The 16,434-nt window shown below is 65.4% G+C and carries 13 protein-coding genes; 6 read left to right on the top strand and 7 right to left on the bottom strand.

The annotated features are described in order from the left end of the window. Positions 1–2: 2 nt before the first annotated feature. The 3 genes from MVA48_RS07695 to MVA48_RS07685 all read left to right on the top strand — a co-directional run bounded on the left by MVA48_RS07695 (position 3) and on the right by MVA48_RS07685 (position 4,007). On the top strand, positions 3–1,631 hold the full coding sequence (locus MVA48_RS07695; protein ID WP_246987516.1) for an AMP-binding protein: 1,629 nt from the start codon (positions 3–5) through the stop codon (positions 1,629–1,631). A 102-nt stretch (positions 1,632–1,733) separates the two neighbouring features. Beyond that, positions 1,734–2,597, top strand: a complete 864-nt coding sequence (locus MVA48_RS07690; RefSeq protein WP_246987514.1) for an SMP-30/gluconolactonase/LRE family protein — start codon at positions 1,734–1,736, stop codon at positions 2,595–2,597. A gap of 216 nt (positions 2,598–2,813) precedes the next feature. Further along, positions 2,814–4,007 carry a TetR/AcrR family transcriptional regulator gene (locus MVA48_RS07685; RefSeq protein ID WP_246987512.1) on the top strand — a complete coding sequence of 398 codons (1,194 nt, stop codon included), beginning with the start codon at positions 2,814–2,816 and terminating at the stop codon, positions 4,005–4,007. A gap of 30 nt (positions 4,008–4,037) precedes the next feature. Here MVA48_RS07685 and MVA48_RS07680 read toward each other — a convergent pair whose 3' ends face one another. The 6 genes from MVA48_RS07680 to MVA48_RS07655 form a co-directional block, all read right to left on the bottom strand. After that, positions 4,038–4,841 carry a crotonase/enoyl-CoA hydratase family protein gene (locus MVA48_RS07680; protein WP_246987510.1) on the bottom strand — a complete coding sequence of 268 codons (804 nt, stop codon included), beginning with the start codon at positions 4,839–4,841 and terminating at the stop codon, positions 4,038–4,040. 208 nt (positions 4,842–5,049) lie between these two features. Further along, positions 5,050–6,303, bottom strand: a complete 1,254-nt coding sequence (locus MVA48_RS07675) for a CaiB/BaiF CoA transferase family protein (protein WP_246987508.1) — start codon at positions 6,301–6,303, stop codon at positions 5,050–5,052. A 131-nt stretch (positions 6,304–6,434) separates the two neighbouring features. Further along, positions 6,435–7,880 (bottom strand): aldehyde dehydrogenase, encoded by a 1,446-nt coding sequence (locus MVA48_RS07670; protein ID WP_246987505.1) that lies wholly within the window; start codon positions 7,878–7,880, stop codon positions 6,435–6,437. 224 nt (positions 7,881–8,104) lie between these two features. Next, positions 8,105–8,977, bottom strand: coding sequence for an SMP-30/gluconolactonase/LRE family protein (locus MVA48_RS07665; RefSeq protein ID WP_246987503.1), 873 nt, complete (start codon positions 8,975–8,977; stop codon positions 8,105–8,107). 69 nt (positions 8,978–9,046) lie between these two features. After that, the gene (locus MVA48_RS07660) at positions 9,047–9,328 is read right to left on the bottom strand and encodes a Dabb family protein (protein ID WP_246987501.1); all 282 of its coding nucleotides are present in this window, start codon (positions 9,326–9,328) and stop codon (positions 9,047–9,049) included. A gap of 11 nt (positions 9,329–9,339) precedes the next feature. Further along, complete coding sequence (locus tag MVA48_RS07655; protein WP_246987499.1) at positions 9,340–10,989, bottom strand: flavin-containing monooxygenase; 1,650 nt, start codon at positions 10,987–10,989, stop codon at positions 9,340–9,342. 648 nt (positions 10,990–11,637) lie between these two features. Between MVA48_RS07655 and MVA48_RS07650 the strand changes: the two genes are divergently transcribed. Further along, on the top strand, positions 11,638–11,949 hold the full coding sequence (locus MVA48_RS07650; protein WP_246987498.1) for a hypothetical protein: 312 nt from the start codon (positions 11,638–11,640) through the stop codon (positions 11,947–11,949). A gap of 1,139 nt (positions 11,950–13,088) precedes the next feature. On the opposite strand, the gene MVA48_RS07645 is transcribed toward MVA48_RS07650, so the two are convergent. Next, on the bottom strand, positions 13,089–13,856 hold the full coding sequence (locus MVA48_RS07645) for an IclR family transcriptional regulator (RefSeq protein WP_246987495.1): 768 nt from the start codon (positions 13,854–13,856) through the stop codon (positions 13,089–13,091). A gap of 240 nt (positions 13,857–14,096) precedes the next feature. Here MVA48_RS07645 and MVA48_RS07640 point away from each other — a divergent pair, with 240 nt between their 5' ends. Next, positions 14,097–15,275, top strand: a complete 1,179-nt coding sequence (locus tag MVA48_RS07640) for an acyl-CoA dehydrogenase family protein (RefSeq protein WP_246987493.1) — start codon at positions 14,097–14,099, stop codon at positions 15,273–15,275. Beyond that, complete coding sequence (locus MVA48_RS07635; protein ID WP_246987490.1) at positions 15,275–16,351, top strand: acyl-CoA dehydrogenase family protein; 1,077 nt, start codon at positions 15,275–15,277, stop codon at positions 16,349–16,351. The genes MVA48_RS07640 and MVA48_RS07635 overlap by 1 nt, the downstream gene beginning before the upstream one ends. Positions 16,352–16,434 lie beyond the last annotated feature (83 nt).

Genomic DNA, 16,434 nt, shown 5'->3' with positions numbered 1-16,434 from the left:
CAATGGGCACCGCTCTTCTGAACGCGAGCTTCGTCACCGAGTCCACCGCGTCGGGGGCCTGGCAGAACAACCTGATCGACGCCTATCTGTCGGACGCCGCTCAGGCGGTCCCCGACCGCCCCGCTGTCGTCGACCGGGGCCGTACCTGGACCTACGCGGAGTTCGACGCCATCGTCGACGCCCTGGGCGCTGCGCTCCAGCGCCGCGGTATCGGACATGGCGATGTCGTTTCGTGGCAGTTGCCGAACTGGGCCGAGGCGTGCGCGGTCCATCTTGCCGCGATCCGGATCGGCGCGATCAGCAATCCGATCATGCCGATCTACCGCCACTCGGAGACCCGATTCATATTGGAGCAGGCGAAGTCCAAGATCGCGTTCATCCCCGGGGTCTTCCGCAACTTCGACTTCCCGGAGATGTTCGCGGAGATCTCGACGGGCTTGTCGGACTTGGAGACGGTCGTCGTTCTCGGCTCGGCACAGCGAGATCACGAGGTCTCCTTCGAGGCTTTCCTCGACGGCTTCCACGGCAGGAAGCCCGAGCCGGTCACACGCGACGCCAACGACCTGGTGCTCCTGCTGTACACCTCCGGCACGACCTCGGCCCCGAAGGGGGCGCTGCACACGCACAACACTCTCGACTACGAGAACCGAAGCATCATCGGACTGCTCGGCCTGACCCAGGACGACGTGGTGTTCATGCCGTCCCCGGTAGGACACATCACCGGCATCTTGTACGGCATCCAGATGCCGCCGATGCTGCGAAGCGGCGTCGTCCTGCTGGACATATGGGAGCCCACGGCCGGCTTGGAGCTGATCCAGGAGCATCGGTGCGCCTTCATGGTCGCGGCCACGCCCTTCCTGTACGGGCTGGTTCATCACCCCTTGCTCCGCGACTACGACGTCTCATCGCTGAGGAATTTCCTGTGTGGAGGTGCGGACGTCCCGCCGGACCTGATTTTCAACGCCACGACCGCGTTGGACTGCATGGTCGCGCGGGTGTACGGGTCGACCGAGTACCCAACCGCCACGAGCGGTAGCGCCGCGGACCCTCTGCAGAAGCGCGCCAACACCGACGGCCGTGCCATCGGCTTGGCCCGCATCAGGATCGTCGATGACCATGAGAACGACCTCGATAGCGGCGAGGACGGCGAGCTGCTCGTACGAGGCCCCGAGATGTTCGTCGGCTACCTCGATGCCGAGTTGAACAAGTCTGCGTTCACCGACGACGGGTGGTTCCGCACCGGCGACCTCGGGCGTATCGACGCTGACGGACATTTCGAGATCACCGGGCGCAAGAAGGACATCATCATTCGAGGCGGCGAGAATCTGAGCGCCAAGGAGGTCGAGGACCACCTCTTCGCTCACCCCAAGGTCGCCGAAGTCGCTGTCGTGGGCACGCTCGATCCGGTACTGGGGGAGCGTGTCTGTGCCGTCGTGGTCCCCGAGCCGGACGTGGCAGTGGTACTCGCGGAACTCATCGAGTGGCTGCTGGAACGCAAGATCGCCAAGCAGAAACTTCCCGAGAGTCTGATCGTGCTGGACCAGATGCCGCGTACAGCCAGCGGAAAGATCCAGAAGTTCAAGTTGCGTGACCTGGCCAACGACCGGGTCGAGGTAAGGGCGCCTTCTTGAGCAGCAGATTACGCGAGCGACAGCCCATCGACCTTGTGCACCTCTCGATGACTCACCCAACTACCGAAGCGGCGGCCACAGTCTGTCGCGGAACGGAAAGTCATGAACGAGCACCAGTTGAACATCTTCTCCACCGGCCACCAGTTCCTGGAGGGCCCCCGCTGGCAGGACGGAAGCCTGTGGGCCAGTGACTTCTTCACCAAGACGGTCAAGCGCTTCGCTGCCGACGGCTCCCATCAGACCGTCGTCGAGGTCGAGGGGGCCCCCTCCGGACTGGGCTTCCTCTCTGACGGTTCGGTGCTCGTGGTTTCGCAGGCTGACAAATGCGTCCTGAAGGTCGCGCCTGACGGCACGCGGAGCGTCCACGCCGATTTCAGCCAGTTCGCCGGCGGCATCGGAAACGACATGCTCGTCACCAAGTCCGGCCACGCCTACGTCGGCAACTTCGGATTCGCCCTCGGTGAGGAGGATCCCAAGACGACCCGACTGGTCCACGTCCACCCGAGCGGCGAGGTGCAGCAAGTCGGTGGCGAGTTGCTCTTCCCCAACGGTATGGCGATCCAGAACGGCTCGGTCCTTCTCGTCGCAGAGACCTGGAACCACCGGATCACCGCCTTCGACATCGCCGCCGACGGTTCGCTGAGCAGCCAGCGCGCTTGGGCGCAGCTCGACGACGCCTTCCACCCAGACGGCATCGCGCTCGACGCCGACGGCGGTGTGTGGTTCGGCAACGCCCTGACCCTCGAGGAGGACAGCGGCTTCTACCGGGTCGTCGAGGGCGGCGAGATCACCGACAAGGTGCGCAACCCCGGCGCCTGGTCCGTCGCCTGCGCCTTCGGTGGCGATGACCTCGACACGCTCTTCATGGCCTGCAACACCACAACGCTGGAGGAGTTCCACGTCGGCAAGTCCTCGGCTGCGATCGCCACGGCCAAGGTCGGATGCAAGGGCGCCCCTGCCGCCTGAACGGGTAGGACCATCGAGGGGGCCGCGACAAGCGCGTTGCGGCTCCCTCGACTGATTCCTCCCCCGTAGGCTGCACGGCGCAGCGATCTCACCGAGGCATCACGAGCTTCCGTTGCCCCGATACGTAGTGCTTGTTCTGCTCGGTCGGCCTGCAACACGACGTGCGGCCGCCTGACCGACCGGGAGGACCGGGGAGTGCCGGAAAGGAGTCACGCGATGGGCGGTGCGGCGCTACCCGTGAAGGACACAGCACGGCGCCCGCGGGATCGCGGGCGGCAGATCGCCCTGAACGCGCGTGAGTTGTTCACTGCCCACGGCTATCACTCGGTGAGAATGGACCAGATCGCCGAAGCAAGCGGCATCACGGCGCGGGCGCTCTATCGTCACTACGCAAATAAGCAGGCGCTCCTGTCCCATGTGATCCTCGAGGATCAGCAGCGCTTGGTGACGGCCTTGGAGCAACTTGCGGCGGCCGACGACGCTGGAAGCGTTGAGGAACGTCTCTCGACGCTCGCAGAGGTGGGCCTGGAGAGCCGACGCCTGTCGGTTCTGTGGCAGCGGGAGGCTCGACACCTCGACCGAGACGACTTCTCGCTGGTCCGCACGCGGACTCGTTGGATTGCCGAACAGGTGGGGCGCCAGGTGGTGGCACCAGCGGCTCCCGACCTCGACGACTTCGCCACGGAGGTGCGAAGTTGGGCGGTGGTCAGCATCCTGACCAGCCCCGCCTTCTACGACAGTGGCCTTTCTCGTGCCAGGCTCAAAAAGCTGCTCGTGGAGGCGTGCGAGCGAGTCATCCGTGTGACGGGCACCGCCCACTCGGAGTCGGGGGCACTAGCGGTCCCGCACCTGCGGACCCCTGCCTCGCGGCGTGAACAGCTCCTTGCCGCTGCTGCCCGCGCCTTCCGGCGCAATGGATATGCAGGGGTCAGTATCGACGACATCGGGGCCGAGGTCGGAGTGGTGGGCCCGGCGATCTATCGCTACTTCGACACCAAGGCCGGCATACTCGTCGCGGCGACGAACCGTTTCTACGAGTGGCAGGCGCTCGAGGTCGCTCGAGCCCTGACTCGACCTGCGCGCGACGCTGACGTGTTCGACGCCTTGGTCACGGGCTACGTCAGGCTCGCCGTACGGTCCATCGACCTGTTGGCCGTTTCCTTGACGGAGAACCACTATCTCTCTGAGGACGACCGCGATCGGTTCGACCGAATTCGAGAAGAGAACACGCTGGAGTGGCAACGCTGGATCTCGGCGACGCGTGACGATCTCGACGAGGCGACCGCGCTGACCCTCGTCCACATCAGCAAGGGAATCATCCACGACCTCGTGCGCATCCCGCATCTGCACCGCGAGCCAACCCTCGCCTCTGAGCTCACGGCAGCCGTCACTGCTGTCGTTCACGTCTGACCCTGATGTAGAACGAACTCATCTCCCGCGTCAACGCCCCTGATACTGGCCGGCGCGTTTATCTGAGAAGGCCGCCAGTGCCTCGCCGTGGTCCTTGGTGTGATGCGCGAGCGCCTGCATCGCAGCCGACAGCTCAAGCAGTGACTCCAACGGCTGGTGCTGGGACTCCCGCAACAGCTTCTTGGCCATTCGTATCGAGTGCGGCGGGTTCTTGGCCACCCGCGCGGCAAGAGCGTTCGCGGCGTCAAGCAGGTTCTCCGGCTCGACGACCTCACTAACCATGCCCCACTCTAGTGCGGTTGCTGCGGACACACGGTCGCCGGTGAGTGCCATCTCGGCTGCCCGCATCGGGCCGATTGCCTTGGTCAGCAGCCATGCGCCACCGTCACCGGGAATGATCCCAAGCTGAACGAAACTCTCGGCGAAAAACGCGCGGGTCGAGGCAATCCGCAGGTCGCACATCATCGCTAGGTCGCACCCAGCGCCGACCGCCGGCCCATTGATCGCCGCGATGACAGGGACCTCGCAGTGGTACAGCGCGCGGGGGATTCGCTGAATGCCGCTGCGGTAGCCATCGCGCATCTCATTGGGGCTGCCAGCGAACATTCCGCGCCGATCGACCATGTCCTTGACATTGCCTCCAGCGGAGAACGCCTGACCGGCACCGGTGAGCACCACCGCGCGAACCTCACGGTCGGCATTGACAGTGGCAACACGATCGCAGAGCGCGTCGACCATCGGGGAGTCGGAGATCGGATTACGGATGTCCGGCAGGTTGAGCGTCCATGTCTCGACGTGGTCGACGCGCTGGACCAGCAGGAGTGAATCAGTCATGAAAGTACGTCCTCTACAACAGTCTACTTGGAGAAAGTTCCCCTGGCATTGTTGGGCATCGAGTCCCTCGTAGCCCATCCCGGAACACGGACACGAAAAGCGAGTCGGCGGCGTAAGACAAAGACCCCTTCGTTGACCGCGGAACGCCGAAGTGGCCAGGATTTCAACTCGTTCGGCTAGCCCTACACCGTCGGTGTAGTGAGTCCTACTACTCCGGTAGAGCCCCAGCGGCGCGCAGACACGCGACCTGGTTCTCAGTAAGACCCAGCTCGGCGAGCACGGAATCGGCGTCGGCACCGCGCTCGCGGGGGCCGAATCGCACCGAACCGGGAGACCCGGACAGCTTCACTGGTAGGCCGACGCCTCGGTATCCGTCGCATTCGACCACCATCTCCCGGTGCCGAACCTGCGGAAGGTTGAGGGCTTCGCCGACGTCGTTCACGGCCCCCGAAGGAACGCCGGCGAGGCGAAGGGTGGTGGCCAGGGCCTCGCGCTGCCAACCGGCGATGAGTTCGCCGAGGGCCTCGCGCAGCCGTACTGCGTTCACCATTCGATCGGCATTCGTCGTGAATCGGGGATCCTCGGCGAGCCACGCCGCGTCCAACGCGATGGCGAGCGACTCGAACTGCCGGTCGTTGCCGGCACCGATGAAGATCGGTCCGTCACTGCAATGGAACGTCTCGTAAGGGCAGATGGTGGGATGGGCGACGCCGGTGCGTTCCGGCGCGACACCAGTAGCGAACCACTTGCCGGCGTGTGGGTGCAGGATCGACACCGCGTTGTCGAGCAGCGCGAGGTCGACAAGCTGCCCACGTCCGGTCGCGTGCCGCGCGTGCAGAGCCATCAGAATGCCGTTCACCGCATTGAGACCGGTCATGATGTCCACCAGTGGGATCCCGATCCGCATCGCCTCGCCGTCCGCCTCGCCGTTGATGCTCATCAGCCCGGACAGTGCTTGAAGCACTGCGTCGTACCCCGGCGCGCCACCAAGCGGGCCGTCGGTGCCGTATCCGGTGATTCGGCAATGCACGAGACGAGGGAACTCCGCGGCGAGTAGGTGATCGCTCAGTCCCCACTTCTCGAGCGTCCCGGCCTTGAAGTTCTCGATCATGACGTCGGCTTCTGCGAGCATCAGGCGCAGGAGTTGCTGTCCTTCCTCGACTCGCAGGTCGACGCTGATGTTGCGCTTGTTGCGATTGAGCCCGTCGAAGTAGGCGCTGTGGTCGTCCCTGACGAACGGGGGTCCCCAGCCACGAGTTTCGTCGCCGGCCGGTGGCTCCACCTTGGTCACGTCTGCGCCGTGGTCGGCGAGCACCTGCGCGCACAACGGCCCGGCGAGCACCCGCGACAGGTCGACGACGCGAATATCTGTCAGCGCGCCGGTGCGCGGGGGCAGCGCGGCTGATCCAGGAGAAGCGTCACGGGCGTCGGGCAGACGGATGTTGACTGTCGAGTTGCTCACGAAAACTCACTCTGGCGGGCATAGGGGGCCGGATCAGGCCCATGGGAGGGATTGGTTCTACAGATCTCTGAGCTGGACAGCGAGCAGGCTCGAACAGCTCCTGGAGCATCAGACATAGAGCTCCTGGAGCATCAGACATAGATCGACTTGTATTCGAGATAGTGGTCCAGCGCCTCAGGCCCGAACTCTCGACCGATCCCGCTGGCCTTCACGCCACCGAACGGGGACCCCATGTCGAGCGAGTAGTAGTTGATTCCTACCGTCCCGGACCTCATGCGCGAAACGATGTCCAAGCCACGCTCGTGATCCTGGGTGAAGACAACCCCACCCAAGCCGAAGGGGGTGTCATTAGCCATCCGAACGGCCTCATCCTCAGACCCGTAAGGAATGACAGAGATTACGGGCCCGAAGATCTCCTCCTGCGCGACGCGGCTGCCATTCGGAACGCCCGCGAAGATGGTGGGCGACACGAACCATCCGTGCGTCATGCCCTCTGGCGCCTTCGAGCCACCACGGACGAGTTGGAACCCCTCGGACTCGCCGAGCCGGATGTAATTCCTCACTCGCTCCCGGTGCTGATCGCTCACCATCGGTCCCAGGGTGACCGCCTCGTCGAGGGGGTCCCCGAGCACCAAGTCATCAACGTAGGCGGCGAGGACATCCAAGACCTCCTGGGCCTGGCCACGGGGCACCAGGATGCGAGAATTTGTGGTGCACGTCTGACCGCCGTTCTTGAACACGGCGTCGTCCAGGCTCTTGGCGAAGACATCCAGGTCGGCATCAGGTAGCACGATCGCTGCGGACTTGCCGCCGAGCTCGAGCGATACCCTCTTGAGGGCCCGGCCTGCCGCCTCGCCAATTGCCCGCCCTGCAGCTGTAGAGCCAGTAAATGCAATCTTGTCGACATCCGGATGCGCCACAAGGGCCTCGCCCGCGCGAACACCGCCAGCAACGATGTTGATTACTCCAGGCGGCAGACCCGCCTCTTCTGCTGCTTCCCCGAGCACGTAGGCATCGAGGGCAGTTTCAGGGGCCGGCTTCAGAACGAGAGTGCACCCGGCGGCGAGTGCAGGCGCGATCTTGGACATCGCCAGCAGTTGAGGATAGTTCCACGCAGTGATCGCACCGACGACACCGACGGGCTCCTGCCGGACAATGGTCCGTCCCTTGGTGCTGGTACGGCACGTCTCGAAGGACCGAGTCTGGGCGACCTCTGCCATCGCGCGCAGAAAGGCGACCGGCCCCGCAGCATTGCTGATGCGTGAGAGAGGCGTGATCGTACCGTTCTGCTGGCTGACCAAGCGCGCGGTGGACTCGCCGCGACGCTCAAGGCTATCGGCGAATCGCCGCATGACAGCGGCCCTTTCGCGCGGGGTGCTGCGCCCCCAGGGGCCGGCGAGCGCCGCCCGCGCAGCCCCGACAGCTCGGTCGATCTCCGCAGGCCCACCCATTGCGGCAACTCCGAGCGGTCGCTCGGTCGCGGCCTCTTCGATAGTGACGAGCTCTGCGTCAACGGACGCCTGCCACTGACCGTTGATAAAAGAATGCCTGCGATCCAGGCCACCGGCAAGAGACACAGCTTGACCTTTCCAAGTATGGTGATGCACCTTGTCTTCCAAGCGCTCTCAAGAAAGACGGTTCGGCTCGGCACGCTGAGTGGCAGAACGAGAGGAGCAAGGCGGGGGGCGAGGAGCCGGAACGGACTTCTGCAGAGCGACATGACGCAATGCGGGAGTCCGCCCCGGCCCTCTTGAGCTCCACACGGACGAGCCGTTTCCTGGTCGATCCGGCGCCAGCAGGGCTACTGGGGGACCCCGCGTCGATTTACCTGGGCAGTGCGGACGGTGCCGTCTGACTTGCCTTGCCCGAACTGCTCGAGGGTGGTCGCATTGCACAACATGTACAGAACGTCCAGCTCTGGTCCACCGAACGTGCACGCCACGGCCCAGGCGTCCGGCACGAGCACTGAATCGGTGATCTCGCCGGTCTCGTCGACGCGATAGAAGCCACTCTCCGGGCCGTCGGTCAGGCCATTTCCGAACCAGACGCCACCTTCGGTGTCCAATGCGATCCCGTCGGGGTGCATGCTCTCGTCGAGCTTTGCCCACACCCGGAAGTTGGTGAGAGAACCGTCGTCGTTCACGTCGAACGCATCGATCCGGTGTCCGAAGGTCTCCGCGAGGAACAAGGTCCGACGGTCCGCACTCAGGGCAGCCCCGTTGGGGAACGTCACGTCTCCATCGACCCTGCGCACCTCCCCTTCGGGCGTCACATGAGCCAAGTTCGTCGGCTTCGGGTCTTCCGCCAGGATGTCGAAGCCGAAGTTGCCGACGTATGCATGCCCGGTCGGCGAAACCAGCATGTCATTGGCCATGCCGCCGGCAACGTGCGCGATATCGGCGTGCTCGCTGACGGAGCCATCCGACGCAATGCGTACGATCTTCTTCTTCGCCGGGTCCAGAAGGACCACGAGGACCGATCCATCCTCGAGGAAACCGAGCCCCGACGGCGACTCCTCGAACGTTGCGAACGTAGTTTGATTGCCGTCTGCGTCGAAGGTGAGAACGTGGTGGCCGAAGAAGTCGCTGGCCCAGAGGCGACCATCGTGCCAACGCGGTGCCTCGAGGTAGCCGTGCCCACTTGAAATCGTCTGAAGTGCCTGGTGGGTCTTCATTGCCTGTCCTTCCGGTAGTCGTGGATACGGTGAGTGCCACTACGGGCTGAGTGCGATCCTGCGGGCGACTCAGGCCTCAAACTGCACGACCGTGTAATTCGCTGCGAACTCGGCCAGCAGCGCCTTCGCGCGGATATGGGCAGGATGCTCGTTGTACTCGGCGTAGCCTGCCCGATCGTGGAACGTAGCGGAAATCCCGTAGTCGCTACTCACCTCGCGCGCACTGGTGTCCTTGCCGTGGGCGTAGTCCTGCAACACCTCGGCACATTCGGCGGAGAGCTTGTTCAGCGCATCTGCGAAAGCCACGACCGTCGACTCGTCGGTCGGCCGCGCCCAGGAGATTGCGACCAAGTGATGAAACTTCATGCAACAGTCAGCCCCTCGGCGAATCCGGATTCCTTTTCCTTCTGCCAGTGCTGCAGGTACGTCGGGATGCCGTTCAGATACTGCAGCATCTGCATCTTCTTGCCAGGGATATTTCCCCCGTTGTACCAAGACTTCGCCCTGTTGAACAGCGCCTTGTCGTCGGTCTCGTTGATCTGCGCGGTCCACGCCTTGTCCGCGGCAACGGTCGATTCGAAACGGGTGTATCCGTTCGACCGAAGGAATTCGAGGAACTCCACCATGACCTCGCCCTGGAGCTCTGCATTGGTAGACCCGTTCCCGAAGGCAGCGGGACTCTGAGGGCCGTAGACGAACAGAGCGTTCGGGAACCCGGCGGTGAATGCTCCCAGGTAGGCGTCCACGCCGTGGCTCCATTTGTCACGAAGTGTGACGCCACTGGCGTTACGCACGTCGATCGAGGTCAGCGCGCCGGTGTTGTTGTCGAAACCCGTGGCGAGAATGATCATGTCGAACTCGCCGTGTTCCACGCCGTCGGCCGTGCGGATCCCCGTCTCGGTGAGCCCGACGATGGAGTTGTCCTTGGTGGAGACGATCGAGACGTTCGTCTGGTTCATCACCTCGTAATAGTTCTGATAGAGGGCCGGCCGCTTGGCCCCGAAGGGATGGGGGGCGACCTCGGGCGCCAGCAGGTCTGCCTTGACCGGGTCGGTGATCTGGGGCCTGATCTTGCTCTTCCAGAACTCGTACGTCAGTGCATTTGTCTCCTCGTTGAACAGATAGTCCGAGAAGTTCCCCAACCAGAAGGCGAATCCACCCTTGTTCCACAGGCTCTCGAAGAGGGCGTTGCGCTCCTCCTCCGGGGTTGCGACACCGCTTCGCGGGTCGAAGTCGTAGTCGATCGCCGCGTGGGTTTCCCGGCTCTTCGCCGCGATATAAGGCATCTCTTCCTTGATCGCGGCTTGTGCTGCGTCGTCCAGGTGCTTCTGCTGCATGGGCAGCGCAATGTTGGGCGTGCGCTGGAAGACCGTGAGGTGCTCCACGACTGGGCCGGCCTCCTGCACCACCTGAACGGCACTCGCACCCGTTCCGATGATCGCGACCCGCTTGCCCGTCATGTCTAGGTCGGACCGCCAACGTGCGGTGTGGACGAGCTCCCCTCGGTACGCATCCATATCGGGGAACGATGGCACGTAGGGCTCCGTGGTCGACCCCGTCGCGAACACCACGAACCTGGCTCGGAAGGTGGCTCCGTCCTGCGATTCGAGGGTCCACATCCGCTGGTCCTCGTCGAATGCCGCGTTCACGACCTTCGTGTTGAAGCGGCAGTCCTTGCTCAGATCCAGCTTCGAGTCAACATAGTTGAAGTAGCTGCGCATTTCCTCGTGGCCGGGATACAGCTGCGAGAAGTCCCAGTCCTTCCAGAGGTACTCATCAGTGAACTGGTACACCTGGGCGTGGCTGTCCACCCTCGCTCCCGGATAGCGATTGAGGCTCCAGGCGCCCCCGAAGCCGTCACTGGCTTCGAGGAGAATCACAGAGAATCCCCGGTCCCGAAGATGGCGCAGCTGATAGATGCCACCGAAACCTCCGCCGACAACGATCACGTCGTAGGTGTTGGTTTCTGCAGACTGCTCCATGGTGTTCTCTGGAACGTCGGTTGCGGTCATTGATTGCACCTTCCAAGGGTCGAGATGGGGGAGGGGGTTAGCTCGTTGCTGCCCTTCGGCGAGCGATCGACCGAGCCGGAGAGTGGAGGCAGCGCCTCTGCCTGGACGGTTCGTCGGCCTTCCCTGCGGTGTGATCCGCACCATAGGGGGCCTGGCCGGAAGTACGCAAGTAGGTATGTGACTTCATATATGCGTAAACTTGACCACCCGGGATCGGTGGGGGATCGCGCACAGACGAGTTGTGCCTGGAATCCGCGGCCCCACCCCGGCGACCGATACAGATCACGGGATGAGTCCCGATGCACAGTCGCCGTGCGCCGGACCGGCTTGGGGTGCACGCCGTGCAGAAGGCCGCGGAGTTCTGCGAAGCCGAACTGAGAACGCTCGACGTGGGATCCGACTGCTTCTTCGCGCCGTTCACCTCTGGGTGTTCGCCGCCCCGGCGGTCTCCCCGGCCTACCCCACGCCCCTGGCCGTCGGGCTGCTGCTGGGGCAGGGCCTCCTGTTCAACTCCGCGTACGCCGAGACCTCGTCCAGCCCGCCGCGGGCGCGCCCGCCCGCCGGGGGCGGCACGGTCCTCGTGGCCGTCGTCTGTCTGCTGCTCGGCGCGCGTATGCCCCCGGCATCGGCTTCCCCGGGTTGGTCCTCGTGGACGCAGACGTGCTGCGGTCGCGCGACGGGCCGTGCCAGTTCACCGGCCTCGTCGCCGCGCAGCGGCTGGCACCCGCGGGGCTCCCTGGCACCGTCGTCGGCAGGTACGAGGTGCTGACCTACGCCGGCTTGTCCGCGCCCTTCCTGCTCTCCTCGCCCCAGGGGCGCTCCGGCCTGGCGCCGGCAAACCTTCTGCTGAGGATGGCCGGCCTGGCCGCGCTCACGGCCTTGTTCCTGGTGCTGGGCGCGGCCCGCAGCCACGACACCGTGCCGGGAGCGACGCCGCGCGGGCATTGCGGCGTTCGCTGAGCGGAGTGACGAGGAGAAGGCGGTCGTCGAGGAGCGGCACTTGACGTCGCGAAAGGCCCGCAATGGCACTGGAGCCACGGCAGAGGCCGCGAACCGAGTCCGCCGCATGAAGGCATTGCCGTCCGACACGGTGATCGAGCACCGCGAGCGGCCCGGCGAAGGACGGACGGGACCGTCCAGTCCTCAGGAGCGTGCTGCGTCCTGAGTGGACACCTGATCAAGTCCCAGAAAGCCTTCAGGCGCGGAACCCGCAGGTTCCGCGCCTGAAGTTCGTAGCGGGGCATGTCGTGGCTCAGGACATACCGGACAGATGTCTCACGACATCACCGGACTGATGTCTCAGGTCATCCCGGACGTCGGGCCGATGGGCGACCATGTCGAGAGCCCTGCTGGTCATCACCGCGCCCGAGGTCGCGGGACGCAGCCTCGCCGCCGTCATCGCCGCCTGCGGCGTCTCCCGCTCCTGGCTCTACGAGCTGCGGGCCCGGCACCGGGCGGAGGACGACGCCGCGTTCGAGCCTCCGCTCCCGACGGCCGCCGACTTCACCGCGGGCCAGAGCGGCGTTCGCCATCGAGCTGGTCCTGCGCCCCCGCAAGGAACTGAGCGACTCCGGGCTCGACGACGGCGCCGACACCATCGGCTGGCACCTGACCCACCACCACAAGATCACGCTGGCCAAACCCTGCGCGTGGCCGGCCGGCTCCACCACATCGATATCGGCCGAACCCGCGCCGGAACCCGCGTCCTACGGGACTGCTCGCCCGAGACCTGGACGTTCGCGTCATCGACACCGCGACCGGCGAAACTCCTCCGGAGCTCACCGTCGACCCCCGCGCGACTACCAGCTCACCGGACGACCACCCGGCCCGGCCTGGAAATGGCGGACGCCCGAACCCACATACCGTGGGTGCGGGCGTCCGGGATGTCCTGAGACATCACAGTGGTACGCAACTGCCCCGGACCGCATCGACAGTCAGCCTTCTGCCGTCGCGCCGGAGAGTGTCAACGTGGAACACGCAGCGCAGCGAGGATGAACGACTTCGACACCCCCCGGCGACCGGCACACGATCAGCCATCGAGGCCGGTCGTGACGCTCGACCGGGACCACTCACGTGAGTCACTCATACCGTCTAGCGGGTCACCGGAATCCCCACTCCTCGGCGTGCCGGAGACAGATCTCGGCGAGTTCGTCGCGCCGCTCGAGGATCATGTCGCGAACACCGACCACACCGAGTGCGGCGATGGTTCGGCCGCGTTCTCGGAGAGCCACCGACACGCCGTCGCCGCGCTCCACAGCTACGCCCGGGGCCGCGCACACGCCAGTGGCTCGTAGTTCCTCGAGGGCGTAGAGGAACTGCTCTACGTAGTCGGCGTCGGCCGCCGGGCGGGAATTGAGGTAGACCCAGATGTCCCGCTGCTCGCGGTCGGCCAGCAGTAGCCAACCCGCGGAGGTGCGGAGCAGCGAGCGCCGCAAGCGATTCTCCGCCAGATACGCGTACTCCGGTTCAGAGGAGACATGGTCGACATAGAACAGGTCGTCGCCCACCGAGGTGGACAGCGCAGTGGTCAGTCCGGCCTCGGCATGCACTTGCTGGAGCTGCTTGTGAGTTATCGACGTGACCGGAGGGCGTCCCGCAATGACGTTCAGCAGGTAGGGCGCTGTGCCGAGGGTGTAGATGCGCTCGCGCTCGTCGAGGTAGCCGACGGCGACGAGACCGTTGAGTAGTCCGTGCACCGAACTCACCGGGGCGTCGAGAGCCTTGGCCACGGCTGTGAGGGTGAGACCGGAACCGGACCGGGCGACGAGTTCGAGGATTGCCGCAACCCGGTCGATCATGCGGTGGCGGGGGCGCGCGGGAACCTGCTCGAGCCGTACGGCTCCGGCGGTCGCAGGAACGTTGGTCATTGCGACAGCATAGCACGTAGGCTGCGTATATAGGTATTTCGATGCGCTATTGCGTATCTGCCAGGACGCTGTGACACTTCGAAGCGACGAGGACCGTCGTCCGCGGCAGGGCGACTCCCTCCACGGCAGGGCGACTCGCGGCCTGAGTGGCCCTTGATTCGACCGTGCTGCATCCCCGAGCAGCGACACAGTTGACCGATCGCGCGGGTTCCGCCCGGGCAGGAGTCATTAGGAGGCCCCATGGGGTCGGCTCTCACGCCACCGACCACGGTGGCGACCGATCAGATGATCGCGTTGCGTGTCGAGGTCCGGGCATTCCTCGCCGAAGAGATCGCCGCCGGTCGGCTCACCCCGTGGATCGACACATGGCTCATCAGGTGGGACGAGGATTTCACCCGCCGCTTGGCCGCACGCGGCTGGGTCGGCATGACGATTCCTACCGAATATGGGGGCCACGGGCGCACTTTCCTCGAACGGTTCGTCGTCACCGAGGAACTGCTCTCCGTTGGCGCGCCCGTCGCGGCGCAGTGGGTCGCCGACCGTCAGATCGCCCCGTCGCTGCTACGGTACGGAACCGAAGAGCAGAAGCGCGAGTATCTGCCTCGGATCGTCGCTGGCGAATGCTTCTTCGCAATCGGGATGAGCGAACCCGACTCGGGGTCCGATCTCGCGAGCGTCCGCACGAAGGGCGTCCGGGTGGACGGCGGCTGGTCGATCACGGGCACCAAGGTCTGGACGTCCGGCGCCCAGCACGCCGAGGCCTTCATTGTCCTGTGCCGCACCGAACCCCTGGACACCACGAACCGCCACGCGGGTTTGAGCCAGTTCATCGTCGATCTGCGCAGTGAGGGCGTTGCCATTCGGCCCATCGTCTCCCTCTCGGGTGACCGGCACTTCAACGAGGTCGTCCTGCAGGATGTCTTCGTACCCGACTCGATGGTCTTCGGAGTCCCCGGCAACGGGTGGGAGCAGGTCAACTCGGAGCTGGCCTTCGAGCGGAGCGGGCCGGAGCGTTTCCTGTCCTCGTTCCGCCTGTTCGCGGCGGAGGTCGGCGCGATCGCGGCGGGTGCGCTCCCCGCCCGCACCGACCTCGGTCGGTCGGTCGCCCGGCTGGCCGGGCTGCACGCACTCAGCCAGAACGTCGCCGGGGCCCTCCAACGTGGTGAACCCGCGGATACGGCCGCCGCCCTGATCAAACTGCTCGGCACCACAACCGAGGGTGACTTGGTCGATGTCGTCTCCACCCGGCTCGGCGACGAGTGGTCGCCCGGTTTCGCCGGCACGAACAGCGGCGCCGCGGTCTGCGAGATCCACGGACTGCTGCGCGCGGGCCTGCACCAGCGCCCGGGTTTCACGCTCCGCGGCGGCACGAACGAGATTCTGCGCGGCGTCATCGCGCGGGGATTGGGACTGCGCTGATGACCGCCGACCTCTCCGTCGACGAGGACCTGCAGGCGATGCTCTCCGACGTCTTCTCCGGTTTCTCCGGGCCCTACGTCCGACCCGACCACGACGCCGTGTGGTCGACGCTGCGGGAGGTCGGCGTCGCTCGGCTCACCGCGCCCGAGGCCAGCGGGGGTAGCGGAGCCGGTTGGGTTGAAGCCGCCGCGCTCCTGCGTATCGCGGCCGGCGCTGGCGTGGCTGTTCCGTACGCCGAGACCGACCTGCTGGCCGGGCCGCTTCGGCGCGCCGCTGGGGTCGACGACTCGTCCGACCACACAAGCACTGTCGCGCTGCTCGATTCTGCGGGGACCGCGCACCATGTTCCGTGGGCCGGTGCCACCACCACCGTCCTGTGCGTGCGTCCCGTCGGCGATACCTACGAACTCGCGGAAGTGCCCCTCGACCATGTGGCGATCATCGCCATCGAGGGCATCTCGGAAGTTCCGACCGGCTCCGTCACCGTAGGAGAGGGGATCTCATGGTCACCCGTACCCACCGCGGCCGTTGAGGCGTACGTCCTGCGCGGCGCGCTCGCTCGTGCGCTGCAGTGCGTCGGCGCGATGGACGGCATGCTCGCCTCGGCGATCGAATACGCCACCGATCGCAGCCAGTTTGGTCGCGCCCTAGCGAAGTTCCAGTCCGTGCAGAACCTAGTCGTAGACATCGCCGCCGAGTCCGTGCTGGCCCGCGCTGCTGTGGACACCGCTCTCGCCGACGCCCTCACCAGCGGACTCGACTGCGAGCTCTCCCAGTTCCGCGTCGCGGTCGCACGCAGCGTCGTCTCGCAGGCCCTAGCCGTGGCAGTGCGCAACGTCCACCAGGTACACGGCGCGATCGGCACCACCCACGAACACCACCTACACAGGGTCACCCTTCCCGCCCTCCAGTGGCGGGGCGAGTTCGGGTCACCAGGGTTCTGGGAAGGGTTTCTCTCCCGCGCGGCCGTTGCCGGCGGCATTGACGGCGCGTGGCCAATGGTCGCGGAGGGGGCCCGTGTCGAGGGCGCCGCACGTCGGTACCTCGATTTGGTGTCCGGTACCTCGACATTGTGATCGCAAGGTCCGTGTCATGAAGACCGAACCTCCACGGTCCACTCCGCAGCCAAGCCCTCAGCTGCGGCCACAACCGATCAGGG

Origin of the sequence: Blastococcus sp. PRF04-17 (genome assembly GCF_023016265.1) — a bacterium.
In the GTDB taxonomy this organism is placed as follows: domain Bacteria; phylum Actinomycetota; class Actinomycetes; order Mycobacteriales; family Geodermatophilaceae; genus Blastococcus_B.
This window is presented reverse-complemented; position numbering and strand designations above follow the sequence as displayed.